The following is a 25,061-nucleotide window of genomic DNA, read 5'->3' as shown; positions in this document are numbered from 1 at the left end:
GGCACTCGAGCGTCCTTGCTCGAACAACTCAGCCGCCCGCACACGCCGAGCCTCGGCCAACTGGGGCCGCGTCAAGGGAGGAACGACAGGCGCGGAGACAACAGACGAAGACTTGAAAGACACGACACCAGGATCCCGCCAACAAGCCCATCACACCCACAGAACTAACGAAAAGATCAGTAGTCACGCTGATCGTCGACTCTAACTCCGTCAAGGGCGCCTCTTGTCGGCAAGGACAGTTGCTGCTCCTGACTCGTCAGGAGTAGCGAGGTCGCGTGACTGAAAGGCATCGGCCCAGTCGTGGTGACAGTACATCTCCGAGCAAAGTGCTGCCCCGAGCCGAGCACTTCCTGGATCATGAAGCATGCTCCCGGATGCCTGGCACCTCACCGAAGACATCGACCACTTCCTCACCCGTGCCGGGGACTTTCTCCGCTCGCGCCCCGCTCTGCACAACACGCCACTCACCAGGCTGGAGAAGTGGCGAACCCAACCTGGCGCATTCACCCCAGGTGCCGTCCTCTTCGGCCGACTGGAGTCGGCGGGCGAGACTCAAGCGATCTTCTATCGCCCGCCGACCCGCCGACTGACCCTCACTCCACTCTCCCCCGAGCAGGCCGAAGCCCTCGCCGTCCATCTGACCGGCCTCGGCCACACCCTCGCCGGCGTCACCGCGGACCATGACACCGCGACCGCGTTCGCCGAAGCATGGCAGCGGCACACCGGCGCGACGCCCACACTCCGAGTCCGGATGCACCTCTACCGCCTCGACACCCTCACCCCGCCGAACCCGCACCCAGACGGCCATAGCCGCCCGGTGAGGGAGCAGGACCACGACCACCTCATGCGCTGGTGCCGTGAACTCGCTGTCGACCTTGGAGAGAAGGTCACCATCGACGCCTCTTCCTGGGCGAGCACCCGCTTCGCCGAGAAGACCTATACCTTCTGGGAGACCCCCGACGGCACTCCCGTCTCCATGGCAGGTGTGAACCCGATGATCGCCGGCATGGTCCGGGTGGACCCTGTCTACACTCCAGTCGACTTCCGCGGACGCGGCTACGCAGCCGCCGTCACCGCAGAGGTGAGCCGGGCCGCGCGTGCCGCAGGCGCCACCGAGGTCGTGCTCTTCACGGACGCAGGCAACCCCACCAGCAATGCCTTTTACCAACGCCTCGGATACCGCCGGATCGCTGATTGGGCCCCGTACGACTTTGCCTGCGTCACAGCCGAGGCCAGTTAGGAAGCAGCAGCGAGCGCGACAGATGCAGACGGCACCAGACCGTCCGGCGGACCGCCGGGGGCGGCCGCGCGCTTTGTGCTCCCGCCGAGCGGGAGTCGCCGTCGGCCACGCCCTGCGCGCGGTGCGGTGCCCGGCAGTGTGAACCGACAGCCGCGTCGATCGGCAATCGCCAAGACCAGGGAGACGCCGCGTGTCCGACACCGACCGTCTCTACGCCTTGTCGAGCACCTACACCCACCCCGGGCTGTCCGACGTGGACGGACCCGGTCTGCTGATCAACGACGCGATCGTGGCCATGCGCTGGTACCTGAACCACGAGCGGGAGGAGAACCTCGCCGTGGCAGAGGTCAGCGAGGACGGCGGCGTCACCTGGCGGGCTATTACTCCGGCGAGCTGTACGCGGACGCCGGACGCGCTCTTGCCGAGCGGGCGCAGGCGCCGGGGCCGGAGCGGCGCGGCGCTGCTGCGCGAGGCGCTGGCGGCCGAGGCAGCCGAGTGGCTCGACCACCGCATCCGGTACGTGCAGCCCGACGACCCCGTCCAGCACCGGCCCCGAACGCCCGGCCTGGCGTCGTGGCGGCGCGGCGGGCAGATCTGGGCTCTGGCGCTGGACACCGTCCCTGACGAGCAGGTCCTCACCCACCTCGCCGGCCACTACGCCGACTCGCAGCCCGAAGGGCCCGAACGGGCGCGCACCGGCGCCCTGGACACCCTGAACGCCCTCGTGCTGGCCGATGATCCGGCCGACGCGGACATCCCGGAACTCCTGCGCACCCTGCGCCACGTCAATCGGCTCACCTTCGGCTTCGAGATCGGCCAGCTCAAGGCCCGGGCCGAGCAGGCGCAGCACAAGATCCTCAACCAGCTGATCAGCCGTCACCCCCAGACCGCCGCGGTGGCCCGGGCCCATCCCGACCCGCAGCACCCCGCGCAGCGGGCGGCCCGCACCTACCTGCACCGCCTGTCCCTGATCGGCGCGGACGGAGAGGAACGCCTGCTGGCGGACGCGGCCCGCGACTTCACCGAGGCACTCGAGGCGCTCCAGGCCGCCGAAGCTGCCCGGCCACCGGCCACCGCAGCCCCGGACGCCGACACCCCCGGGCCGGAGCCGATTCCCGGCTATCCCAGGCAGATGGACGGGGATCTGCAAGCACAGCCGATCACGTCCGGGCCATCACGGCAGCCGGACTCGCCTACGTCGCACCGCGCCGTGCGATGGCGAGACAGCAGTCACCGCTAACCGACATGGTCGAAGGCTATCCTCGAGTGTGACGCTCCGGCTTCTCTACGGAACAGTTCGCATGGTCCATGGCCAAGAATGCCTCTGCCTCATGGAAACAAATCGTGATTGGGGGCTATCGCCCCGTGCCATACTCAGCTACCAACTGGTATCTGATCCGCCTGTGTTGAACACGTTGGCGAAGGGACTGGGGGATGGCGGTGGGGTTGCCCAAGTGGCGCGTGATTGTCGCGTCGGATTCGCGTGCGGCGGAGGATTTGCACGGCGATCTGAGCCGTGACGGTTCCTGGGACTCCGACATCTCGGTGGAGTTGGAACAGTCGGCGTCGAGGTTTCGGACGGGGGACGCTGCGATCCTCGTGGCCACCATCGCTGCTGCGAGTTCCGCCCTCACCGCGTTGGTGACCGGCATCCTGGGCCGCGGCGCGGCCAAAGCGGGGCAGCGCATCGTGATCGAGCTCGCGTCTGGGGCCAGGCTCGAGGTGCCGGCGGGCGTCGAACCGGCCGAATTGGACCGGATGCTCAGTCTGATCCGCGAGGATCCCCAGCGGATCCTCCTGCCGTGAAGCGAAGGACTGCCCTGGGTGTACCCCTTCGATGAGGCGAACTTGTATGCGGAGGCAGGCGATTCCGCCTGGGACCGGTTCGAGCGAACCCGTTCCCCGGCGGATCTGAACAGCGCGATCTCCTCGTTCCGCGCCGCCGTCGCAGCGCTGCCGGCCGACGATCCCGGCCGCGTACCGCATCTTTACCGGCTTCTCAGCGCGCTGCATCTGCGCTTCAAGGAGACCAGGGATGCGGCGGATCTGGAACCTGCGATCGCCGCCGGGCGCGAGGCCACCTCCCTGGCCCGGAGGGACACCGTCTGCCTCTCGGCGCTTGCGACCTTGCTCCTTGAGCGGTTCAAGGTGGCCGAGCGGAAGGCGGATCTCGACGAGGCGATCGAGGTGGCTCGTACCTCGACGCGCCTGCCTCCCTCGCGGCCGTCGGACGGCACTGCCGCGCTGGCGAATCTCGGCTCGGCGCTGAACGAGCGGTTTGAGTACCTCGGATCGGTCGAGGACTTGGAGGAGTCGATCGACCTGGAGCGCACGGCTGTCGTGCTGAGCCGGCCGGGCCCCGCGCGCAAGCACGCGCTCCACAATCTGGTCCAGAGCCTGCGTCGGCTCGTCATGGAGACCGGACGCGCCGAGGCGCTCGAGGAAGCCGTCGCCGTCGCCCGGCGCGGGGTCAACGCCCGCCCGCGCGAAGGCAGCGACCAGGCCATGAGCCTGAACGCTCTCGGCGCCGCCCTGGCGGACCGCTGCGAGCTGACTCACACCGCGGACGGACTGGACGAGGCCCTGGCGTGCAGCCTAGAGGCCTTCAACATGACTCCAGTTGACCATCCCGAGCGGCAGACGTATCTGGCCAGCCTGGTAGTCCAGTTGGCCCTCCAGGCACGTTTCTCGGGGAGCTCTGGACATCTGGACGAAGCCGTACGCCTCGCACGTGCGTCCGCCGAGAGCGCCCCCGCACGCACCAAGGCGCCACCCGAGCTGATCCTCGTGGCGGCTCTGGTGAACAGGTACGAGGCGACCGGTACGGTCGCGGACCTGGACGAGGCCATCGTACTCACCCGCGCCGGTCTGGCCCGGACGCAGGACCCCTGGCCCGGACCCGCGCACTTCTCGGGCGTACTGTCCCAACTGCTGTTCCTGCGTCACAGGCAGGCCGGGGCGATCGCGGATCTGGACGAGGCGATCCGCCACGAGCGGGCGCAGTTGCAGAACCCAGCCCTCGACCGCAGACGGCGTGCCACGGTGCTCAACGCGCTGGGCCTGCTGCTGTGGGCCCGGTGCCGGCGGACGCGGAACCGGGACGACATCGAGGCGTCGGTCGACCTGTGCCGTGAGGCGGTGGCGATCGGGATCCATAGGTCCGACCGGGCGATGCACCTGTCCAATCTCGGCAACGTTCTGTTGGCGCGGTTCCAGTACGTCGGCCAACCCGAGGATCTGGACGAGGGGATCGACGTGACGCGTCGCGCGGTGGCGGCGTCGACCAATCAAGAGGCCGACGATCTGGCCCGGTATCTCGCGAACCTGACGCACGCCCTGACCCAGAGGCACACACGGACCGGGCGTCTTGAGGACGTGGAAGAGGCGGTGTCCACGGGCCGCAGAAGCGTGTCGCTGATCTCCGACACCAACCCGGAACGCGCCCGGTTCCTCGCCAACCTGGGTGCCGCCCTGCGCGCCCGCCACGCCTCAACGGGCAACCCGGACGACCGGAGCGCCGCGACGGCGGCGGACGTCGAGGCGTGGGCCGTGGACACGGCACCGGTGTGGCAGCGCCTCGGATCCGCGAGGGCAGCCGCCGCCGACCTGGTCGCCGCATCCGAAGTGCTGCGTGCGACGGACCTGCTCCAGAACGCTGTACGACTCCTGCCGGAGGTCAGCCCCCGCCGCCTGGCCCGCAGCGACCAGGAGCACGCGCTGGGCGGCCTGGCGGGACTGGCCGGCGAGGCGGCCTCGCTCGTCCTGGCCGATCCACGGTTGCCCGCGGCGGACCGGCCGCGGCGGGCCCTGAGCCTGCTAGAGACGGGACGCGGGATCCTCATCAGCCAGGTACTCGACGGCCGCGACGACCTGTCCGCCCTGCGCCTCAGACACCCTGATCTCGCCGCGCGCTTCGTCGAACTCCGCGATCTGCTCGACCAGCCATGGGAAGCCAGCCCGTCGTCGGGTGGTGCGGAGCCCAGCACTCCCACGGCCGCACCGCAGCCCGGCGGCCGCGAACGGCACGTACTCGCCGCGGAGTTCGCCGCTACGCAGGCCAGGATTAGGGCACTTGACGGCTTCGGCTCGTTCGGTCTGCCGCCCGTCGCCGACGAGTTGCTCGACGCTGCGCAGGCAGGGCCGGTTGTCGTGCTCAACGTCAGCTCCTACGGGAGTCATGGCCTCCTGGTCACCCGGGACGGGGTCACAGCGCTGCCGCTCCCGCAGGCCGACGAGGACGGCGTGGCCACCCATGCCTCGGCGTTCCTGGCGGCCCGGCAGTCGATCCTGATGGGGGACGCGGTGGCGGAGGAGCGGGCAGGGGCCCGGATGCTCTCCGTACTGGAGTGGCTGTGGGACGCCATCGCGGCCCCGGTGCTAGAGGCACTCGGCCACCGCGCCAGCCCTGCCGACATGGAGCCCTGGCCCCGAGTCTGGTGGGTTCCCTGCGGCCTGCTGAGCCTGCTGCCGATTCACGCCGCGGGCCACCACATCACTGCGGCCCGTGAGCGGTGCCCGCGCACGGTCATCGACCGCGTGGTCTCCTCCTACGCCCCGTCCCTGCGCACACTCATCCACACCAGGCAGACCACGTCACCCGCGCGGCGCGGGCCGACGCTCCCGGCGCTGGTGGTAGCGATGCCGACCACGCCGGGTCTCCCCGGCCTGGGCCGCCTGCCGTACGTCACAGAAGAGGTCGGGGTGCTGCGCAGCCACCTGCCCGAACTCACCGTGCTCGCCCACCAAGAAGCCGCGTTGGACGCCACGGCGGAGCCGACAAAAGCCTCCGTCCTCGCCCGCCTCGCCCACCACCCGATCGCCCACTTCTCCTGCCACGGCGCCACCGACCCGCACCACCCCTCACTCAGCCGACTCCTGCTGCGGGACCACGAGCACGACCCGCTGACCGCCGCGAGCCTGGCCCCGGTCGCGCTGGACCGAGCGCAGATCGCCTACCTGTCTGCGTGCAACACCGCGGCGACACAACCGGTGCGCCTGCTCGACGAGTCAATCCATCTGGCTTCGGCGTTCCAGATCGCCGGTTTCCCGCATGTGATCAGCACGCTGTGGGAGATCGACGACCAGCTCTCGGTACGCATCGCCGACGACTTCTACGCCCGGCTCCGCACGCCGGAGGGCGACTTGGACGTGAATCGCGCAGCACAGGCCCTCCATGGGGCGTGCCTTCGCGCCCGCAGAGGAGACGGCACCGCGAACACGCTCCAGAACCCGTTCCTCTGGGCGTCCTACGTCCACATCGGCATCTGACCTCCGGCGTTCCGGAGGTCAGTCGTCCTCGGACCGTGCCAACTGCTCCTCGAACCAGGCACGCCGACTCTGAGGACAGGCCGTGCGGAGATGCCCAAGGGCCTGGTGAACAGAGTGCGTGTCATAGCCGGACGTGAGTATGCCGCGCGACAAGAGGATGTTGAGTGTGTAACCGACCGATCCGTCGCTCAGCTGCCAAAGTACTCTCGATGCCTCTTCCTTGACTCGCGGCTCGGCCGTGGGCGAGGCCAGCAGATCGGCGAGCGACGACAGGGTCAGCATCCCGTCTGGGGGTGCGCTGCGCAGACATCCCAGCACCACCTCAGGGTTGGGGTGATGAAGGAAGACCTTGGTCCAACTGGCGCGCAGGAGCGCCTGGGCCTGCTCCCCGCTGCCGATGTACCCCGTGTGACGAGCGTCCCCCGGCCACACATACGGCAGTGTGCTCTGCCCGAAGAACCGCGCCACATCGATGCTCCACGGCAGGCGTAGCGGCGCCATGCCCCACAGTTCGTCCCCATCCGGATCCGGGGGCAGCGTGACCATCTGCTCCGCGTCGGGCCGACCCGACGCGCCCGCGCGCTCGACAGGACCGATAACGGTCTGGACCGCCAACTTTCCACCACAGGCCCGGCAGACGGTCGCAAGCGCCGTGCCACCGGTCTGGGTGATGCCACTGCACACGGCACACTGCAGCATCGAGCAGGCACCGCAGTGCAGCCCGCCGCCCGTCTTCACCAGGACCGCGAGTTCGGTGTAGGTCAGAATCAACGACACCGAGCCGACGTTCTCGTTCTCTTCATTGATCGGCAGCTTGTACGGGACGACGAAGAAACCGCACCAAGCACACCGCGTGCCCGACGGCGAAGGGCTCCGGCTCTGCGGCCGCTCTCCCAACTCGATCAGCTCGCCGTCGGCCTCGTGGAACAAGTAGACGAGGTCCCGCCCGAAGTTGCCCTCTGGGGTCTCCACGATGTTGTAGACCAGTTCATCCTTGACATGGGCCCCTCGAAGAAATTCGAGTGCGGCCCGTCGACTCGGCCCTCCGTACACGTGGTAGGTGGCCTGGTCTGTGCGTTCGGTCTGCTTGAAACGGACGCCGGCCGGAAACCCGTCGCCCTCCTTGCGCCCCACCAACGACATACAACCCCCATGAAAGCGTGAACCCCAACACTGGAAGTCTCACAGCAATTGACGTGTGGTCAACCACGCTCGACACGTGGAACCCGTAGAGCACGCCGAGAGACCGCCGCCTTGCCCGCCGCCGCACCACGGATGCAGCGGAGCGGCCTACGCCCGAGGCACGATCCCCAGGGCGATCTTTCCTTTCGTGGTGTTCAATTCCTGCAAGACAGCCTTGGAGATGTCCCCGCCGGGAAGCTTTCCCTCGCTGTCCAACCGAACCAAGATCGCCATCATCAGGTCGTTGTTCGGGACCGAATCCCCCCGGTACAGGGTGAGCCCGGCGCCTGCGGTGTCGTGTCCCATGTTGTTCCGTACGTAGCCGGCAATCGCCTGAACCTCATCCGGCCGGGGTTCCTCACCGTTGTGGATCACTATGATCCTGTACACCTTCATCGCGTACAACTTTCTGTGGCCATAAGGGCGAGCAGATCCACAGTATCGTGATGACCTTGATAATGGAGGTTCCCAATTGATTTCAATCCCAGAGCTGTTGGTGACGGCTCCTGGGAGCAGCCGTGAGTGGCATGGGGACAGTGCCGCGGCAGATCGGACACTTCGCGCCACTGGGACGGCTCGGAGTCGGCGGCATGCGGCGGGGTACCTGGGCTGGCCAGTCCGATGGGCGCTTTGCCGCGGTCAGACAAGTGCACCCCCATCGAACTGAGTGGGCTTGTGCTCGCTCATGGTGACCAGCCCAGCACGCCCACGGTCGGCGACCGCATCAACGACTCCAATTCCCCAAGCAACCTGCCAATCCATCGAAGGCCGCGAGCACATGGGTAAGCACCGCCGACCCGGACCCCCGAACCAGCCGTCCCGCGCGTGAACGCCGACGACCCTCTCTTCGCCTACCAGGCGGTCAGCACCGCGCTGGACCTCGCCGCCGGCCAGAGGCGGGTTGCTGAGCTGGCGCTCGATGACGAGTTCGCAGCATGACGCGGCGGGTCAGCCCTTCCGGGCCGGGCGCTGGCCGGGCGGCTGCCATCACCCCAGCCGACCTGCGGACGATGGCCAACCCCCCGCGCGAGTGTAAGCCGCAGCCGACGGCCCGGCGTCGCACCGTCTACCGGGTGCCGGATTTGGCCCGGCTGCGGGACCAGACTCTGAACGCCTTGAAGCTGGCCGTGGCAGGGCGCAACGAGGAGATGTCCCTGATGGACGATGCGCACATCCAGGTCGTGGGCGAAGGTCTGAAGGTGACCGTCCCCTCAGTGAAGGACCGCCCGTCCCGGACCGTCCCCGTCTCACCTACGGCAAGAACGCGCCTCCTGCCCGGTGCGCTGCTGGCTAGCGTGGAAGGAAGCCAAACTGGCTGCCGGTGCCGACCCCAACGGCCCGGCGTTCCTGCCCGTCGACCAGTGGGGCCGCCTGGGCACCGCACGGCTGGCGCCGGACGCGAGAGCCCCCGGTTCTTCAGCGCGGCCGCCGAACAGTGGCTGCGCGACCTGGACAAGCTCCCTGAACCCGTCCCGGTCTGGCCGTTTGCCACCGTGACCTTCAAGGGAGGCCCCGTGATCAGGGTATACAGCACCGAGCCGCACAGCCCGGCGCTGCGGTGGAGCGGCGGCACCGTCTAGGACTTGTCCGGCCGATCATGCACGAAGCCGGATGACAAGGGCTGTGGCAGTCGCGGTGCCGAGGAAGACGTAGCCGCGTTTGTCGTAGCGGGTGGCCGCGGCCCTAGCGTGCTTGAGCCGGTTGATCGCCCGTTCGACGGTGTTGCGTTTCTTGTACCGGTCTTCGTCGAAGCCGGGTGGCCGTCCGCCGCGTGACCCTTTGCGCAGTCGGGCGGCCTGGCTGTCGGTCTTCTCCGGAATCGTGTGCCGGATGCCCCGGCGCCGCAGGTACTTGCGGCACGGTCCGTTGCTGTAAGCCTTGTCCGCCGCGAGACTCTCAGGCTTCTTGCGCGGCCTGCCCGGCCCGATCCGCGGGACGCGGATCTTCTCCAGCACCGGCTGAACTGCGTGCAGTGCGCCCGCTGTCCCGGTGTGACGATCAAGGACAGCGGGCGGCAGCGGCCGTCCGCGCTCAGGTGGAGCTTGGTGGTGAACCCGCCCCGCGAGCGGCCCGGGCCCTCACCTCCTGCACCACCTCCACCAGGCGGGCGACGAGGCTCTGCCACGGCGTTTCGCCCTGGTGTTCTGCCGGTTCGGCCCCCTTTGAGGCGGGCGCCGGCGGTGGTTCGGTGCGGGCGCCGGCAGCATGCTGATGAGCGCGCACGATGGTGGAATCGACGGCGATGTCCCAGTCGATCTCGCCAGCCGCGTCGGCCTCGGCCTGGACCTGCTGGAGCAGACGCTCCCACGTCCCATCGGCCGACCACAACCGGTGGCGTTCATACACCGTCTTCCACGGCCCGAACCGTTCGGGCAGGTCACGCCACTGAACGCCGGTCCGCACCCGGTGCAGAATCCCGTCGATCACCTGCCGGTGATCCCGCCACCTGCCACAACGCCTGTTGCTGACCGGCAGGAACGGCCGCAGCCGTTCCCACTCGGCATCCGTCAGATCGCCCCGCCCCATGTCCACATCAACGACACGACTGCGGAGTAGTCACATGATCGGCCGGACAAGTCCTAGTCTAGTGGCTCGTCACGCAGCGTTGGCCGGGTAGTCGGTCCATGAACGGATCGGTGAGTCTGGGGCGAAGGTCGTCTTCGGTTCGGCGCGGGCATTGCGCCAGCGGACGTAGGAGGCGATGGCTGCGTTCTGTTCGCCGTGGCTGCGGTGGTCGGTGCCGTTCAGGGCGAAGTAGCGCAGGGCCGCGAACTCGGACTCGATCCAGTTCAGCCAGGAACCGTAGGTTGGCAGGAAGACCAACTCGACGTCGTTGTCAGCGGTCCACGTCCGCACCTCGACGTGCTTGTGCGGGGAGAAATTGTCCAGCACCACGTACAGCTTCTGACCGGGCCAGCGCGCACGCAGGGCCTGAGCAGGCCGAGGAACTCGCGCCAGCGCTTGCGCGGGCGGATGCGGTAGTACAGCTTGCCGGTGGCCAGATCGAGAGCGGCGAGCATGTGCATCACGCCGTTGTAGCGGTTGTAGGTGGCCCGCAGCCTGCGCGGGCGCCTCACCGGCCCCCATGCCTTGCCCTTGCGGGGCATCAGGTTCAGCGGCCCGAACTCGTCGACGCATATCACCCGTCCGTCGGCGGGCGGAGTGTCGTACAGAGCCAGGACGCGGTGCATCTTGGCGATGAACTCCGGGTCGGTGGACGCCCTTCCAGGTGGTGGCGGTCTTCCAGGAGACCTTGCCCTCGCGGGGGATGCGGCGCAGGGTCTCCCGGCTGATGGCTGCGGTGACCTTCTGCTTGATGAGGTGGTCGGCGAGCTTGCTCAGGCTCCAGGTGGAGCACGCGGTGATCTTCCAGTCGGCGGGGGACGTCCGGGCGATCAGGCAGATGTGCTCGCGCACCTCGTCACTGATCGTCTTGGGGCGTCCCCCGCCCCATTGTGGGTCCAGCGCGTCGAACCCCCGCTCATTGAAGACGTGGATGACATCGCGGACGTAGTCCTCGCCGACCTGCATCAGCATGGTGATGTCTTTGACCGTCTGACCCTGGGCGGACATCAGCACCACAATCGCCCGGCGGAGCCTCACCGGGTCCTTCGCGCTCCAGCTGATCCGCTGCAGCTTCCGGCCCTCGCCCATCGTGACCGGCCGCACGAACACACTCGGTCGACGTCCCACGGCCACCTCCAAGATCAGCTCTTGGAGACAGTCTGCTGACCGACGAGCAGCAGATGGGGTGACCGAGCACTCAGGTTGGTGAATCTGAGGGGCGCAGTTGGCGAACGGAGGCCCCCAATCACACGGCTGGCGGTTCTAAGGCACCCCCGCCACGAAACCGGAACCCCAAGGCGTGAACGAGCGCGAAGACCAAGTCCTCCGCCAGCGGATCACACTCAGCCACCAGGGCAGTCCGGAGCGCCACCGGGTCCGGCTGAAGGCCGGCCCCTTGAGCCCAGGCTGCGGCTCGCTCACCTACTTCGACCGGATCACCGATCCAGTCACCTGGGAGGCCGTAGTCCCTCGCCATCTCCGGCGACAAAGCACATTGCCATGACAGGCCATCGGGACTCGCTGCCTGAACTGTCGCGAAGTCGCTGTCGACCACATGCGAGACCAGGACTGAAGCGTCTGTCTCACCGATGATCGAAGAGTCCGGATCCGCGATAGGGCACGCTTGCAGGATCTGCCACTCGCCATCACGCGCCCACCAGCACGGCACGCAGTCCAAGGACCGTATCGCCGCCAACTCCGTCAGTGGCTGGCTGGCTCGCGCCACGATGAAAGACCCCGAGAACCCCATGACCGGGAACCATAGCCGCGATCACTGACACCGTTGATTACACGACCAAGGCTGCGTGACGAGCCACTAGCTAGGTGACTACGACCTGGTCGTGTTCCTCGAAAGCGCCGGCGTCGCCAACCTCGATGCGTCCCTGGACGACCCGCAGTGGGTTCAGTGGCGCGGTGGCCTCGCTCACGAGTTCAGCGCTGCCTGACGTGGCGGACAGACGCTGGTGCGCGCCGCCTGTTCTGACTCGCGGCCGGCGGTCTCCGATGAGGGCCGCTGCTGCGATGCTCAGGTAGGGGATCGCCGGTCTACGGGGACGGCCTTCGGTGCTGGCCGAGGAGTTCGGTGAAGAAGTCCTCCACCAGCTGATCCGGGGCGACAGTCGACCGGTCGAGCGCTGCCGCCTGTGGGACGTCCACAGGCGGCAGCCATCAGTACGCGGGATCGTTCTCTGCAGGGACGGCAGCCTCGGCCACAGAAGCCCCGGGCTCGGACACCTCTGGCTCGAAGACCTCCGACACCGTGCACACGCCGTCTACGCAAACGGCAGCCTCCAGCACCGTCAACTGCACTATCCGGCACGGCACTTCCCCGGTCACCGGGCGGCCTCCCGCTTCTCCTCGGCGAGCTGGCGCAGGATGCCCGCGAACGTCGCTGCGTCCTGCGCGCCCGGAACCCCGTAGGCGTTCTCGAACACGTAGTACGGAACACTCTGGATGCCGAGCTGTCGTGCACGGGCCTCGTCCGCCTGCACCTCGTCGACGTACCGGCCCCCCTCGAGTGCGGCGAGCGCCTTCTCGCGGTCGAGTCCGATCTCCGCGGCGAGGTCGGCGAGGTCCTGGTCCCGGCCGACGTGCCGACCCTGCTCGAAGTGGGCGGCGAGGATGCGCTCGACCATGTCGAGCTGGCGTCCCTCCGTCTTCGCCCAGTGGATCAGCTGGTGTCCCTTCAGCATGTTCGTGTGCCGCAGGACGGCGTAGTCGAAGTCCAGTCCGACGGTCTTCGCCGCGCCGACGATCCGGGCGAGCAGCGGCTCAACCTCATCGTCCGAGTAGCCGCGGATCTCCAGGTAGTCCCGCTCGCTCCCCTCGAACTCCTCGGGCAGATCCGGGGCGAGTTCGAACGCGTGGTACTCGATCTCCACCGGGATCCCGGTCTCGGCCACGGCTGACTCGAACTTGCGCTTGCCGATGTAGCACCAGGGGCAGGCGATGTCCGACCACACGTCGACTCGGATCGGGCCGGGCCCTGTTGACGACGCGGATGTGGACGTGGGGTCGGCGTTCTGCCGGGTGGTGGTCATAGCGGCCTCATTTCGTATGATGACACCGAGCGTTCAGCCCCGTACGTGGATGAGGGGCGGCGAGCCCTCAACTGCGTGCGTGGGGTGCGGGGAAGGCGTGGGTCCGGGCGGAGACCACCACGATGACCGTGAGGACGACGAGGACCGCCACCGCGACCATGAGCGACGCGGATCCGAGGCCGGCGAGGAGGATGCCGCCGACCAGGCCACCGAGACCGATGCCGCCGTTCCACATGGTGACCATCAACGGCTGTGCGGCGTCGGCGTGTTCGCGCGACGCCGCCATCAACGCGCCCTGGAACAGGGTCGCCGCGCCGCCGAACGCGAGTCCCCATGCCGTCACCGCGACGTAGTCCACGACCACGTTCCCCGACCAGAGGGTCAGCGCGACCGCCGCCGCCGCGAAGAACACCGTGCTGAGGATGACGAGACGCCGGTGATGCCGATCGACGAACACACCGGTGAGCCAGATGCTCAGGATCGAGGCGATGCCGAACGCGAGGAGGATCCACTGCACCTGGTCCGCGAGCCCGACTCCCGCCAGCACAGGGGCGATGTACGTGTAGAGGATGGTGTGGGCGAGCACGTACACGCCCGTGACGACCAGGATGGTGCGCAGACCCCCGATGCGCAGGAGGTGAGGGAGGGGCAACCGCTCGGCGGCCTTCTGGCCGGGGACGTTCGGCAGCTTCCACAGGGCCCAGACGATGAGCAGGGCGCTCAGCACCGACATGAGGGCGAAGGTCACCTGCCAGCCCACGATCTGCCCGAGGAAGGCTCCGATGGGAACCCCCAGGGCGAGCGCGACGGGGGTGCCGGCGAAGGCGAAGGCCATCGCCCTGCCCTTCAGCGCGTCCGGGGCGATCCGCTGCGCATAGCCGCCGAGGATGCTCCACGTCACACCGGACGCCGCACCCGCGACGAACCGCGCCACCATCGTGATCGTGTAGTTGACGGAGACGGCTGTGCCGAGGTTGGCGACGAGGAACCCGACGAGCGCGACGACCAGGAGGTGTCGCCGGGGCCAGTTCGTCGTGGCGACCGCCACGGGTATGGCCGTCAGCATCGTGGCGACGGCGTAGATGGTCACCGTCTGTCCGGCGACCGATTCGGAAACGCCGAGCGCACGGCTCATCTCGGGGAGCACCCCGGCGGGCAGGGCCTCGGTGAGGGTGGTGATGAAGCCCGCCGTGAAGAGCGCGACGAGAGCGGCGACGGGCAGGCGGTCTCTTGTCGGCGCCTGCCGGACCGCGTCCTGAACCTTGGTCATGTCTTCTTCCTTCTGGCATGCCGAAGCCGAAGCTCGACGGCGTGCCTCGTCTCAGTGCACCGCGGAAGCGGCGACGCGGAAGAGCTTGCAACCTTGACATCGATGTGAAGGCAAACGGGACCGTGAAGCGGCTGTTCAGGAAGGGCCGGCGAGCGCCTCGGCGGCGGTGCGCCGGGGGCGGACCCGGCGGCTTGCCTTCACATAGATGTGAAGGTGTGAAGGTGGGCCATGCGTGGCCGACTCGCACGGACAGCGGACCGGTGGCGCACGCCCCACGACCGACCGCTAGTGCACGGGAGATCGCCGTGACCGTCTCCGCCCTCTTCGAGCCCCTCACCCTCCTGCACGGCCCCGCGATGCGGAACCGGTTCATGACGGCTCCGCTCACGAGTCAGCAGAGCGAGCCGGGCGGCTTCCTCTCCGCGTTCGACAAGGACTGGATGCGCCAGCTGGCCGAAGGCGGCTACGGGCTGGTGCAGACCGGCGCGACGATCGTCGAAGCCAGTGGCATCGCGTGCGCTCGGCAGCCGGGCATCTTCAGCGACGAGCACCTGCCCGGCCTGACGGAGGTGGCGACGGCGATCCGTGAGAACGGCGGCCTGTCCGCGGTCCAGCTCCACCACGCGGGCCACCGCGCGAACCCGCGGTTCCAAGGCGTGCCCTCGCCCGCCTCCCCTCATACGCTCCCCGGCATCTCCGCCCTGTCGACAGCACAGGTGGAGCGCATCCGTGACAGCTTCATCGCCGGCGCGAGAAGGGCCGAAAGGGCCGGGTTCGACGGCGTCGCGGTCCACGGCGCCTTCGGGTGGACCCTGTCGGAGTACATGTCTCCGATGCTTAACGACCGCACGGACAAGTACGGCGGCAGCCTGGAGATCCGCGCCCGTTTCACCCTCGAAGGTGATCGGGGGGATCCGCCGGGGGTGCGGACCGGACTTCCGGATCGGGTGGCATCTGTCGATCGAGCGGTACGGCCTGCGCCTGGAGGAGCTTCGGGAGATGACCGCGGAGATCTTCGATCGAGAGCTGATCGACTACCTGGATCTCGCCCCGTGGGACTACCACCAGATCGTCCAGGAAGGCTCGTTCCGAGGGCGCACGTTGCTCAACGTGTTCGCCGACCTGCCCCGGAACGGCGGCGCGGCCGGCCGGATCCGGAGCGCCGGGCGTGCCACGCGGCTGCTGGACGAGGGTTGCGACTTCGTACTGATCGGCCGGGCGGGCATTCTGGAGCGGAACTGCCCCGTGCTGGTCGAATCGGATGCCTCGCACGAGAGTCCGGCTCTCCCCGTGCCCGCGGACTTCCTGCGGAAGGGCGGGCTGAGCGAGCGCTTCATCGACCACCTGCGCGGCTGGGGCGACGTCGTGCGGCCGGGCAGCCTCTAGGACGAGGACGGACCGGACCCGGCGGGAAGGGCGTGAGGCGATGGAACTGAACTGGCAGGGAGAAACCCTCCATTGCACCGACGAGGGCACGGCCGACGACGCGGTCTTGTTCCTCCATGGTCTCGGCGGCAATGCGAACAACTGGCTACACCAGCGCCGAGCCTTCGCGCAGCACCACCGGGTGATCACCGTGGACCTCCCCGGCCACGGGCGTTCCACGGGAATGGGAATCCCGTTCGCGCAGTACGCGGACGCCGCCGGGGCGGTACTCGATCACCTCCGGATCGACGCGGTGTCGGTCGTGGGGCTGGCCATGGGTGCCAGAGTGGGGATCGCGCTCGCGGCACGGTCGCCGCACCGCGTCAGGCGTCTGACCGTCGTGAACGGCTGTCTGGAGCTTCCGCCGCGCGAGCACGAACGACGCGTCGCGCTGTACGACCTGCTCCTGCGTCCGGGCGGGGTGCGCGAGTGGGCGCAGGCGCTGCTCGAAGGCATGGGGGTCTCCGGGCACGCCGGCATCGCGCGGGGTTTCCTCATCTCGGCCGACCGCATCGATCCCGCACACGTCAACGCCGTCTTCCACCAGGTGGACGCCCTCGATCAGGTGGAGGAGTTCCGCGCACTGGTCGTTCCCGTGCAGCTGATCGTGGGAGAGCGGGACCACCTCGTCCCGACGTCCTCCACCGACCAGCTGATCGCGCTCGCCGGGGACGCCACGATCAGCCGCTTCCCCGGCACCGGGCACCTTCCCTACCTGGAGGATCCGGCGGCGTTCAACCGTGCACTCGAGGACTTCCTGCACGGTCAGGCAGCATCGGCGGACGGCGTGAGCCGGGACACGGCGCTGAGGTAGTCGTCCAGAGCGTTCAGGTTCTGCGTGAGCACGGTGACGCGTTCGCGCAGGCGGTCCCGCTCCGCCGTGATGCGGCGGACGAACTCGGGGTCGTCGTACTGGGAGCAGGCGGCGGCACCCAGGCACGGGAGGACCTCTCGAATGATCTCAGTGGTCAGCCCGGCTCGCAGCAGGTCGCGAATCTGCCGGACCCGCTCCACCGCCGCCTCCTCGTAGCACCGGTAGCCGTTCTCCTCACGACGCGGGGTGAGGAGGCCTTGCTCCTCGTAGTAGCGCAGGAGGCGGGTGGACACGCCGACCCGTTCCGAAAGCTCCTTGATCCTCATCATCGCCCTCTGTGGTGCTGCCGTATCACCATTCGACGCGTCGACGCCGAGCTCCGCCCCCAAAGTTACCGAAAGTTCGGTAACCTTGCAGCATGGCGCGTCCCCCCTCCATCGATGAGGCCCAGCTGCTCGACCTGCTCATGCCCGTGTTCCGGGAGAAAGGCTTCGAGGGAGCCCTCATCGGCGACCTCTCGGCGGCCTCCGGCCTGCAGCGGGCGAGTCTCTACCACCGCTTCCCCGCCGGCAAGGAAGGGATCGCGGAGGCGGTCCTAACCAAGGTGGGCGATCGCTTCCTGTGGATCCTGGAGCCGATGCGGACGGACTCCGACGTCTCGCGGGGGACGGAAGAGACCGCGCGCAGACTGAGCGACTTCTACGGGGCGGGAGCCCTGTCGTGCGTCCTCGACACGATGACGCTGGCGGGGGCCCCGGAGAAGGTCCGCGAGCATGCCCGCTCGCTCGCCATGACGTGGATCGAGGCGATGGCCGAAGCCGCACAGCGGGCCGGGTGCCGGCCGGAAGACGCACAGCGCGCCGCCAAGGACGCCTTCCTGCGGATCGAGGGAGCCCTGGTGCTGGCCCGGGTGCTGGGTGACACGGAGCCGTTCGCACAAGCCGTGGCGCTCCTGCCGCGCCTGCTGGCACCCGAGCAGGACTAGTGCTCTGACCGGGAAGGTTCGCCGGGTTGGCTGTTGTGGCGGTTGGATGTCGGTGGCGTCCGTCCGACCGTTGGGGGTGTGGTGGCCGAGCCTGTCCGTGTGCGCAGGTTGACCGACCAGGAAGGGCAGAAGCTGCAGCAGATCGTGCGCCGGGGCAGTACCAGCTCGGTGCGCTTTCGCCGGGCGATGATCTGCTCGCGTCCGCCGGCGGAAACCGCGTCCCGGTGATCGCCCAGCTGGTCCAGGCCGACGAGGACACGGTGCGGGAGGTGATCCACCGGTTCAACGAGATCGGCCTGGCCTGCCTGAACCCTCGCTGGGCGGGAGGCCGTCCCCGCCTGCTCAAGCCTGACGATGAGGACTTCGTCGTCCAGACGGCCACCACCCGCCCCACCAAGCTCGGCCAGCCCTTCACCCGCTGGTCGATCCGCAAACTCGCCGCCTACCTGCGCCGCGTGCATGGACGCGTCATCCGCATCGGCCGTGAGGCCTTACGGTGCCTGCTCCGGCGCCGTGGCATCACCTTCCAGCGCACCAAGACATGGAAGGAGTCCCCTGACCCAGACCGCGACGCCAAGCTCGACCGTATCGAGCAGGTGCTGGAACGCTTCCCGGACCGGGTCTTCGCCTTTGACGAGTTCGGCCCGCTCGGGATCCGACCCACCGGCGGTTCCTGCTGGGCCGAACAGGGCAAGCCCAACCGCCTGCCGGCCACCTACCACCGCACCCACGGCGTCACCTACTTCCACGGGTGCTACTCCGTCGGCGACGACCGGCTGTGGGGAGTCACCGCCGCCGCAAAGGCACCGCCAACAGCCTCGCTGCCTTGAAGTCCATCCGTGCTGCCCGACCCGACGGCGCCCCGATCTACCTCATTCTGTACAACCTCTCCGCCCACACCGGCGCTGACATCCGCCGCTGGGCGAAGAAGAACAAGGTCGAACTGTGTTTCACCCCGACCTACGCCTCCTGGGCCAACCCGATCGAGGCGCACTTCGGCCCGCTGCGGCAGTTCACCCTGGCCAACTCACACCACCGAAGCCATCCCGCGCAGACCCAGGCCCTGCACCGCTACCTGCGCTGGCGCAACGTCAACGCCCGTCACCCTGACGTGCTCGCAGCCCAGCGCAGGGAACGCGCCCGCATCCGCAGCGAGAAGGGCATCCGCTGGGGCGGGCAGCCCATCGACTGCGCTGCCTGATTGCTCAATTCGCCGACGCTGACGGACCATGCATCGGCTCTGATTGCAGCAGCGGGACTCGCCTCGTGAGCGCGGCAGCCGGAAGCAGATTGTCCGGTTCGATGCCGGGGTCCGCCGTGACAACGACGCCGGCTGCTTGAGCGTCGAAGCCGGTCGGCCAGATCGTGAGGTCGCTCGCCAGCGCGTCTTCCAGCCTCGCCTCTCGCAGGTCAGTCTCGGTGAGGTCGCAGCCCCGGAGGTCGGCCAACCGCAGGTCCGCGCCGACGAACACGGCACCCTGGGCACGAGCCTTGCGAAGGTTCGCCTCCCGCAGGTCCGCACCGGAGAAGTCCGCCGACCTCAAGTCGGCTTTGACCAGGCGTGCACCGCGCAGATCGGCTTGCAGACAGCGGACCTGGTGGAGAATGGAAGTGCCGAGTTCGGCATGCCGCAGGTTGGCGGCGATCAGTGACGCCTTGCTCAGGTTGACCTGGTAGACGCTCGCCGCTTCCAGGCATGCGCCGTCGAAGTTGACTCCGTGCAGCCACAATCCGTCACAGTCGGCCCGGCGCAGGTCGGTCAAACTGACGTTGAGCCACTCCGGACGGCGTTCCTGGTACAGGACCCCGAGGCAGGTCAGCACTGTCTGAGCGTCCGCGGCGCGGGTCTCCAACGGGGGCACCGCGTTAATGGACACGTCCGCCGCCGGCACTGCGGGTTCCTGCGGCGGCCAGGGAAGGTGTGTCCGCAGATACGCCGCCATGATGGAGACGACCGCCTCGCGGTCGCGGTCGGAGTGATCCGCAATCCGCCACAGCGCGTAGATGCCTCCGATCCGCACGTCCAGCTTGTCACTGCCGAGCTGATCCACGGCCCGGCTGAAGCGATCGGTGATGTTCCCCTCTCGGGTTGCGTTCAGCCCGTCTTGGCTGACGCGCAGCTGCCGCCATGTGGCATAGGCGCCGAACAGGACGACCGCACCGCCGACCGTCTGCAGAAGCGTGGTGCGCACGTTGTTCACCGCGTTCAACCGGTCCGCTGCAGCGAGGTGGCCACCTGCGAGGTCGTGGTCGACTATCAGCCCCGGAAGAACCAGGAGCACGACGCCCAGTAACACGATCACGGCCAGCGCGGTCAGCGCCACAGCAACGGCACGAGTCAGGCGCCACCGGTCACGAAAAGATCCCCCCATAGCCAGAGGATCCTAGAACAAGGCCGAACCCGGCGAACCTTCCCGGTCAGAGCACTAGCGGACCTCCGCCGGAAGCACGAGCCGCGACCGCGGGCGGCGCGCAACGCGACGCGTCCCGCCGTCCGGCCGTACGGCATGACCGTGCGGGCCGAGCTGGTCGCAACCGACCAGCACCGTCTCGCACGTACTCACCCCGCGTGGGGGCCTGAACGGCGGATGTCACCTGCACGCCGTCGCGCAGGTGACCCACCACGCGCGGCGCGCCAGGGTGAGCCGCCGGGAGCGGTGTCGACCGCTCCGCGCGCGTGCTGCGGACCGCAGCGGCCGATGACGTCGCCCTCCGCGCCCGCCGCCCTTCTACGACCGGGTGCGGGTCACCGGCATCGTTCGGGACGATGCGGACGCGGTCGTCGTGCCCGCCGTCGAGGCGCCGGCGACCGCCGTGAACGTAGGCGGCCGCGACCGCGCCTCCTCCACTCCGACAGGCCGTCCTGAGGTGTGACCGGCGTCACTTTTATAAAATTACCGAACGTACGGTAAAAATGAATTCGTCCACCTCACCCGACTCGAGGAGCTTTCGCAATGAGAAACAAGACCGCAGTCGTCGTCCTGTCCGACCCGTCGACCGGCACCGACGAAGCGCTAGGCCGCGTCTTCGACGCCCTCGCCACCGCCTGGGAGTTCGCGCAGGACGGCGAGGCCCTGGTGCTGTTCCAGGGAACCGGTACGCGCTGGCCCGCCGTGCTGGCCGACTCCGAGCACCCCGCCCACGAGCTCTACACGGCGGTGAAGAAGCAGGTCGCCACGGTGGCCTCCTCCGGCTGCACGACCGTCTTCGGCGCGAACAAGGGCATCGAGGGCGAGGGGATCAAGCAGATCGGCCAGAACCAGGCGCCCGGCACCCCGGGTGTCGCGAGCATCCGGGAACTGGTGGAGGCCGGCTACCGGATCCTGACCTTCTGACGGCACTTCGCCCTCCGCCCGCCCCCGAACCCGGCCGGGCGGACTGAACCCCCGGGAACGGACGCAGAGGCTACGGCCGATCCGATCACCCCACCCGGGGCATACGGGTCCGTTCCCGCCGACGGCCGTCCCGTTCAACTGCGGGCGGCCGCCGGAGTGGTCTCGTCCCCACCCCGGGGCGAGGTCCGGCCGGGCGCCAACGGCGCGAGAGGCGCGGCGTAGGCGCCGGGAAATGACCGTCCGATCCGGCAACTCCGTGTGGCGTCGGACGCGTTGCGCCCCACCCCCTCACCCGGCCCGCACGCGTGCGCGGCCACGCCTCTCGCGACCACGACCATCTGGAGTTCTGATGTCGGTCCCCGACCTGTTCAAGCCCCTCACACTCGCGCACGGCCCAGCCATGCGGAACCGATTCATGCTGGCGCCGCTCACCAATCAGCAGAGTGAGCACGACGGTTCGGCCTCTCCTTTCGACCAGGAATGGATCAGACAACTCGCCCAGGGCGACTACGCCTTGATCCAGACCGCTGCCGCCACCGTCGAACCCGGCGCCAAGGCATTCGTGCGCCAGCTCGGTATCCACAGCGACGAACACATTCCCGGCCTGGCCCGCATGGCCGCGTCGGTGCGGGAAGGCGGCGGCCTGTCGGCGGTACAGCTGCACCACGCCGGGCACCGCGCCCGCCCGGAACTGGGCGGCGTTCCGGCTCCGGCGTCCAGCACCACCGTGCCGGGCACCGACGCGCTCACGACGGAAGAAGTCGAAGAAATCCGCGACAGTTTCATCGCCGCCGCGGTGAGAGCGGAGACAGCCGGATTCGACGGGGTGTCCGTGCACGGCGCTTTCGGGTGGATCCTGTCGGAGTTCATGTCCCCCATGCTCAACGACCGTACGGACAAGTACGGCGGAAGTACCGAGAACCGAGCCCGCCTCACCATCGAGGTGATCGAAGGAATCCGCAAGGCATGCGGTCCCGACTTCCAGATCGGCTGGCGCCTGTCCGTCGAGCGCTACGGGCTGCGCCTGGCAGAACTGCGCGAGATCGTCACCGAGATCCTCGACCGGGAACTGATCGATTACCTCGACCTGGCCCTGTGGGACTCTGCGCAGATCGTCCAGGAGGGGGAGTTTCGCGGGAAGACGATGCTCAGCGTCTTCACCGACATCCCCCGGAAGAGCGTGCGCGTGGGCGCTGCGGGAAAGGTCAGGACCGCCCAGCGCGCCGGTCAGTTGCTGGACGAGGGCTGTGACTTCGTGCTGATCGGCCGCGCAGGAATCCTGCAGCGGGACTTCCCCCGGCAGGTGAGGGCCGACCCGCGGTACGAGAGCCCGCAACTTCCCGTCACCGCACAGTACTTGCGCGCGGGAGGACTGAGCGAGCGTTTCATCAACTACATGAAGGGCTGGCAGACCTTGGTCTACTGAGCCCGCGGTGGTCCACCCGCCACGACAGCACCACCCGCCCGGAGCATCAGTCGAACCTACGATTGTGGACATGATGGCAGAGAAGGCCGACATCAATTTCTATTTCGATCCCGTCTGCCCCTTCGCGTGGATGACGAGCAAGTGGATACGGATCGTCCAGGCGCAGCGCGAGTACACCGTCGACTGGCGGTTCATCTCCTTGCGACTGATCAACGCGCACCTCGATTACGACACGCACTTCCCCCCGGAGTACAACGCCCAGCACACCGCGGGCCTACGGCTGCTGCGGGTGGCTTCGGCGGTCAGGGAGAAGCACGGACGTGAGGCGGTCGGCCCGCTCTACGAGGCCTTCGGCGCGCGCATCATGGAGGCCGGGCCCGACGAGGGCCGGACCCCCGGGTGGCAGGGCAGCCCCGCCCTCGTCTCCGACGCCCTGGCCGAGGCCGGCCTGCCGGCCTCGCTCGTAGACGCGCTCGACGACGTGACCCGTGATGCCGGGATCCAGGCCGAGTCCGACGAGGCGTTGTCGCTGACAGGCAAGGACGTCGGCACCCCGATCGTGCACTTCGAACCGCCCGAGGGCGTCGCGTTCTTCGGACCGGTGATCAGCCGGCTGCCCGACGAGGAGCAGGCGGGAGTGCTGTGGGACCACGTCATCGGCCTCGCCCGGTTCCCCGGCTTCGCCGAGATCAAGCGCAGCCTGCGTGAGCGCCCGCAGCTGGCGTCGTTCGGCGTCACAGCGCAGGAGACGGGCAAGACCGAGGACTGGCACGCCGGGAGCCGCAGGCTCAAGAAGTAGGCGTACACGGGGACTTCCGTGCCGACCCGGCCCTCCGCTCCCGTCGGGAGCCGAGGGCCGGGTTGGCACACGGCCCCATCGCGGCCCTGCACGTGCTCCACGGGGGCGGGACCGGCCGGCGAGCAGTTCCTGGGCCGCGAATGCCGTCTCGTCATCACAGGCCGCGACCTCGACGACGGCCAGGCCTGGTTCCGCCACATGCACTTCGCTGATCGGCTTCATACCGGACATCACGCGCCGGCGCCGCGCGCAGTTCTCCCCTCCTGGCGGGATCACCCGACCGAGTAGGGCTACCTCGCGGCGACGACGGAAGCGGTGCAGCGCCCGGGAACATCCCAGGAACCCCGTAGGGCGCGCGGGAATGTTCGCCGGGCAGGTGTGGTTGAACCAGCCGTGATGGTGAAGGGAACAGTGTCCCCGGGCCTCATCTATCGCATGCGAGGACGATCGTTCGGCTGAAGCCTCGCATTGCCTTTCGCCGCGCAGGCGACCGCCCTTCACGATCACACCCCTTTGCGGGTTCAGCCCCGGCCAGCATGCTGGCCGGGGCGTTCTCGTTTCAGTCGATGCCGCAGGCTGTGGTCAGGTTGGCAGTGCACGCAGGGCGGCACCTGGTTTCGGAGCGCGTCGAGGGCCTGCTCGCGCGTGGCGGGGCGGCATCGGCCGCTCTTCTTCGCGGCCCAGCAGCCGCCGACGTGGACGGCGTCGACGTTGGCCTGGTTGAGGCCGTGCTGGATCAGCCAGTCCGCAGGGGCCGGCCGCATCTGCTCACCTCGGCGCCGCTCCGCCTCCCGCCGCTCCTCCTCTGCGATCCAGCGGTCGATGAGCTCAAGCTGCCGGACGGCCTGCTGCTCGACGACGCGCCGGGCGAAGCGCAGCGCGTCCAGACGCGAGAGCGGCTGCTCACCACCCACCTGCTCCTCCCGGCCCGCCGTGTCTTCGCTTGCCCCATGCGCGTCAGTCAACGGCACCCCCAGACCAACGACCGACTGATCCAAACGAAACTGCCTAGTTGGCGAGTCCGGCTGCGCGCCAGTGACGTTCTGTGATGAAGCACCAGCCGCCGGGGGACTTTCACCGCCTGAGGTTGAAGCTCAGCGGCCAGGTGGGGTAGATGCTCGAAGGACGTGTGCAGGGAAGGCCGGTGGTCATTCCCTGACGTACTTGTCAGCCCTGCTGGGCGGCGAGAACGAGCAGGTCACCTTCGGCAGAAGGTTCTGTGACCGTGTGACCCAGCTGAAGAAGCAGGCCGGACACCGCGGCCTGGACGATCGCCTGCATGCTGTCGCCGGAGGCGCCGGGCTGGTCCTTTCCTTTGCCAGTGAGGCGAACCCGTCAGAGGCCGTCCACCTCACCAGCACTCCATCCGGCACCGTTGTGACGGAAAGCCCCGGCCTGCCGTCCTGCGCATCCTCTGCGACCAGGTGGAATCCTGCCTGGAGCAAGGCATGGCGAACTTGGGTGAGCAGGTCGGACGACGCAGATGACACAGATTCCGCTTGCCCCGATCCAACGCGATCAAGCCAATCCGACTCACAACGGCTAACAAAATGAGTTCAGTTGTCGGTGGGTGATCAGGCAGCAGGCGAGTTTGAGGAACGCTTCGTGGATGTCTGCTCGTCGTTCCCAGCGCACGCGCAGTCGGCGGAAGCCGTGCAGCCAGGCAAAGGTCCGCTCGACCACCCACCGGTAGACGCCGAGGCCGGAGCCG

General features: G+C 68.4%; 19 protein-coding genes and 4 pseudogenes. 12 read left to right on the top strand and 11 right to left on the bottom strand.

From position 1 onward, the window contains the following. Positions 1 to 364 precede the first annotated feature (364 nt). The 4 genes from AQJ11_RS44435 to AQJ11_RS44420 all read left to right on the top strand — a co-directional run bounded on the left by AQJ11_RS44435 (position 365) and on the right by AQJ11_RS44420 (position 6,508). Positions 365 to 1,240 (top strand): GNAT family N-acetyltransferase, encoded by an 876-nt coding sequence (locus tag AQJ11_RS44435; RefSeq protein ID WP_059267311.1) that lies wholly within the window; start codon positions 365 to 367, stop codon positions 1,238 to 1,240. A gap of 190 nt (positions 1,241 to 1,430) precedes the next feature. Then, positions 1,431 to 2,480: a hypothetical protein gene (locus AQJ11_RS44430; RefSeq protein WP_059267310.1), complete on the top strand. Its 1,050-nt coding sequence runs from the start codon at positions 1,431 to 1,433 to the stop codon at positions 2,478 to 2,480. Positions 2,481 to 2,674: 194 nt separating this feature from the next. Continuing rightward, positions 2,675 to 3,046, top strand: coding sequence for a hypothetical protein (locus tag AQJ11_RS44425; protein ID WP_059267309.1), 372 nt, complete (start codon positions 2,675 to 2,677; stop codon positions 3,044 to 3,046). Between the two features lie 18 nt (positions 3,047 to 3,064). After that, on the top strand, positions 3,065 to 6,508 hold the full coding sequence (locus tag AQJ11_RS44420; RefSeq protein WP_059267308.1) for a CHAT domain-containing protein: 3,444 nt from the start codon (positions 3,065 to 3,067) through the stop codon (positions 6,506 to 6,508). Between the two features lie 18 nt (positions 6,509 to 6,526). Here the strand turns inward: AQJ11_RS44420 and AQJ11_RS44415 are convergent, their stop codons facing one another. From AQJ11_RS44415 to AQJ11_RS44375, 6 genes and pseudogenes are all read right to left on the bottom strand, one after another. Beyond that, positions 6,527 to 7,642 carry a hypothetical protein gene (locus AQJ11_RS44415; protein WP_159061818.1) on the bottom strand — a complete coding sequence of 372 codons (1,116 nt, stop codon included), beginning with the start codon at positions 7,640 to 7,642 and terminating at the stop codon, positions 6,527 to 6,529. Between the two features lie 156 nt (positions 7,643 to 7,798). After that, entirely contained in the window at positions 7,799 to 8,086 is a 288-nt protein-coding gene (locus AQJ11_RS44410; RefSeq protein ID WP_059267306.1) for a hypothetical protein, read from the bottom strand. Positions 8,087 to 9,285: 1,199 nt separating this feature from the next. Then, a pseudogene (locus AQJ11_RS48990) lies at positions 9,286 to 10,216 on the bottom strand (IS5 family transposase). A gap of 69 nt (positions 10,217 to 10,285) precedes the next feature. Then, positions 10,286 to 11,389 carry a helix-turn-helix domain-containing protein gene (locus AQJ11_RS50655; protein ID WP_244218676.1) on the bottom strand — a complete coding sequence of 368 codons (1,104 nt, stop codon included), beginning with the start codon at positions 11,387 to 11,389 and terminating at the stop codon, positions 10,286 to 10,288. A 1,199-nt stretch (positions 11,390 to 12,588) separates the two neighbouring features. After that, positions 12,589 to 13,296, bottom strand: coding sequence for a DsbA family oxidoreductase (locus tag AQJ11_RS44380; RefSeq protein ID WP_079082717.1), 708 nt, complete (start codon positions 13,294 to 13,296; stop codon positions 12,589 to 12,591). 67 nt (positions 13,297 to 13,363) lie between these two features. After that, entirely contained in the window at positions 13,364 to 14,566 is a 1,203-nt protein-coding gene (locus AQJ11_RS44375) for an MFS transporter (RefSeq protein ID WP_059267301.1), read from the bottom strand. 17 nt (positions 14,567 to 14,583) lie between these two features. Between AQJ11_RS44375 and AQJ11_RS53045 the strand changes: the two are divergent. The 3 genes and pseudogenes from AQJ11_RS53045 to AQJ11_RS44365 form a co-directional block, all read left to right on the top strand. Then, positions 14,584 to 15,453: pseudogene (locus AQJ11_RS53045) on the top strand (oxidoreductase); the annotation flags it as partial. Between the two features lie 13 nt (positions 15,454 to 15,466). Then, on the top strand, positions 15,467 to 15,952 hold the full coding sequence (locus tag AQJ11_RS52035; RefSeq protein ID WP_244218675.1) for a beta/alpha barrel domain-containing protein: 486 nt from the start codon (positions 15,467 to 15,469) through the stop codon (positions 15,950 to 15,952). A 40-nt stretch (positions 15,953 to 15,992) separates the two neighbouring features. After that, a complete protein-coding gene (locus AQJ11_RS44365) occupies positions 15,993 to 16,805 on the top strand; it encodes an alpha/beta fold hydrolase (protein ID WP_059267300.1) in 813 nt (270 codons plus the stop codon). Here the strand turns inward: AQJ11_RS44365 and AQJ11_RS44360 are convergent. Beyond that, complete coding sequence (locus tag AQJ11_RS44360; RefSeq protein ID WP_059267315.1) at positions 16,757 to 17,131, bottom strand: MerR family transcriptional regulator; 375 nt, start codon at positions 17,129 to 17,131, stop codon at positions 16,757 to 16,759. The two genes, AQJ11_RS44365 and AQJ11_RS44360, sit on opposite strands and share 49 nt — an antisense overlap. Before the next feature lie 92 nt (positions 17,132 to 17,223). On the opposite strand from AQJ11_RS44360, the gene AQJ11_RS44355 reads away from it, so the two are divergent. Both AQJ11_RS44355 and AQJ11_RS44350 read left to right on the top strand, forming a co-directional pair. Further along, positions 17,224 to 17,790: a TetR/AcrR family transcriptional regulator gene (locus tag AQJ11_RS44355; protein ID WP_059267299.1), complete on the top strand. Its 567-nt coding sequence runs from the start codon at positions 17,224 to 17,226 to the stop codon at positions 17,788 to 17,790. 81 nt (positions 17,791 to 17,871) lie between these two features. Further along, positions 17,872 to 18,991 (top strand): annotated as a pseudogene (locus AQJ11_RS44350) (IS630 family transposase). Positions 18,992 to 18,995: 4 nt separating this feature from the next. Here AQJ11_RS44350 and AQJ11_RS44345 read toward each other — a convergent pair. Next, positions 18,996 to 20,114, bottom strand: a complete 1,119-nt coding sequence (locus tag AQJ11_RS44345) for a pentapeptide repeat-containing protein (protein WP_244218674.1) — start codon at positions 20,112 to 20,114, stop codon at positions 18,996 to 18,998. 630 nt (positions 20,115 to 20,744) lie between these two features. On the opposite strand from AQJ11_RS44345, the gene AQJ11_RS44340 reads away from it, so the two are divergent. From AQJ11_RS44340 to AQJ11_RS44330, 3 genes are all read left to right on the top strand, one after another. Continuing rightward, a complete protein-coding gene (locus tag AQJ11_RS44340; RefSeq protein WP_059267298.1) occupies positions 20,745 to 21,125 on the top strand; it encodes a hypothetical protein in 381 nt (126 codons plus the stop codon). 349 nt (positions 21,126 to 21,474) lie between these two features. Then, on the top strand, positions 21,475 to 22,551 hold the full coding sequence (locus AQJ11_RS44335; protein WP_079082715.1) for an NADH:flavin oxidoreductase: 1,077 nt from the start codon (positions 21,475 to 21,477) through the stop codon (positions 22,549 to 22,551). A gap of 70 nt (positions 22,552 to 22,621) precedes the next feature. Further along, positions 22,622 to 23,350, top strand: coding sequence for a mycothiol-dependent nitroreductase Rv2466c family protein (locus AQJ11_RS44330; protein WP_244218677.1), 729 nt, complete (start codon positions 22,622 to 22,624; stop codon positions 23,348 to 23,350). A gap of 123 nt (positions 23,351 to 23,473) precedes the next feature. Here AQJ11_RS44330 and AQJ11_RS52030 read toward each other — a convergent pair. The 3 genes and pseudogenes from AQJ11_RS52030 to AQJ11_RS47870 form a co-directional block, all read right to left on the bottom strand. Continuing rightward, positions 23,474 to 23,572, bottom strand: a pseudogene (locus AQJ11_RS52030) (DUF6207 family protein); the annotation flags it as partial. A 299-nt stretch (positions 23,573 to 23,871) separates the two neighbouring features. Beyond that, on the bottom strand, positions 23,872 to 24,348 hold the full coding sequence (locus tag AQJ11_RS47875; protein WP_341846326.1) for a DUF6233 domain-containing protein: 477 nt from the start codon (positions 24,346 to 24,348) through the stop codon (positions 23,872 to 23,874). A gap of 544 nt (positions 24,349 to 24,892) precedes the next feature. Further along, positions 24,893 to 25,061: transposase (locus AQJ11_RS47870; RefSeq protein ID WP_159061734.1), on the bottom strand; the 169-nt coding region annotated here is incomplete at its 5' end.

The organism is Streptomyces corchorusii (genome assembly GCF_001514055.1).
In the GTDB taxonomy this organism is placed as follows: domain Bacteria; phylum Actinomycetota; class Actinomycetes; order Streptomycetales; family Streptomycetaceae; genus Streptomyces; species Streptomyces olivaceoviridis.
The sequence above is the reverse complement of the archived record's forward strand: the minus strand, read 5'-3'. Positions and strand labels throughout refer to the sequence as shown.

What these genes read in the sequence shown, in the direction of transcription:
- AQJ11_RS44335 (WP_079082715.1), top strand. Translation starts at nt 21,475, where the DNA reads ATGTCGGTCCCCGACCTGTTCAAGCCCCTCACACTCGCGCACGGCCCA.
- AQJ11_RS44435 (WP_059267311.1), top strand. Translation starts at nt 365, where the DNA reads ATGCTCCCGGATGCCTGGCACCTCACCGAAGACATCGACCACTTCCTC.
- AQJ11_RS44425 (WP_059267309.1), top strand. Translation starts at nt 2,675, where the DNA reads ATGGCGGTGGGGTTGCCCAAGTGGCGCGTGATTGTCGCGTCGGATTCG.
- AQJ11_RS44360 (WP_059267315.1), bottom strand. Translation starts at nt 17,131, where the DNA reads ATGAGGATCAAGGAGCTTTCGGAACGGGTCGGCGTGTCCACCCGCCTC.
- AQJ11_RS44410 (WP_059267306.1), bottom strand. Translation starts at nt 8,086, where the DNA reads ATGAAGGTGTACAGGATCATAGTGATCCACAACGGTGAGGAACCCCGG.
- AQJ11_RS44365 (WP_059267300.1), top strand. Translation starts at nt 15,993, where the DNA reads ATGGAACTGAACTGGCAGGGAGAAACCCTCCATTGCACCGACGAGGGC.
- AQJ11_RS44355 (WP_059267299.1), top strand. Translation starts at nt 17,224, where the DNA reads ATGGCGCGTCCCCCCTCCATCGATGAGGCCCAGCTGCTCGACCTGCTC.
- AQJ11_RS44375 (WP_059267301.1), bottom strand. Translation starts at nt 14,566, where the DNA reads ATGACCAAGGTTCAGGACGCGGTCCGGCAGGCGCCGACAAGAGACCGC.
- AQJ11_RS44330 (WP_244218677.1), top strand. Translation starts at nt 22,622, where the DNA reads ATGATGGCAGAGAAGGCCGACATCAATTTCTATTTCGATCCCGTCTGC.
- AQJ11_RS44340 (WP_059267298.1), top strand. Translation starts at nt 20,745, where the DNA reads ATGAGAAACAAGACCGCAGTCGTCGTCCTGTCCGACCCGTCGACCGGC.
- AQJ11_RS44380 (WP_079082717.1), bottom strand. Translation starts at nt 13,296, where the DNA reads ATGACCACCACCCGGCAGAACGCCGACCCCACGTCCACATCCGCGTCG.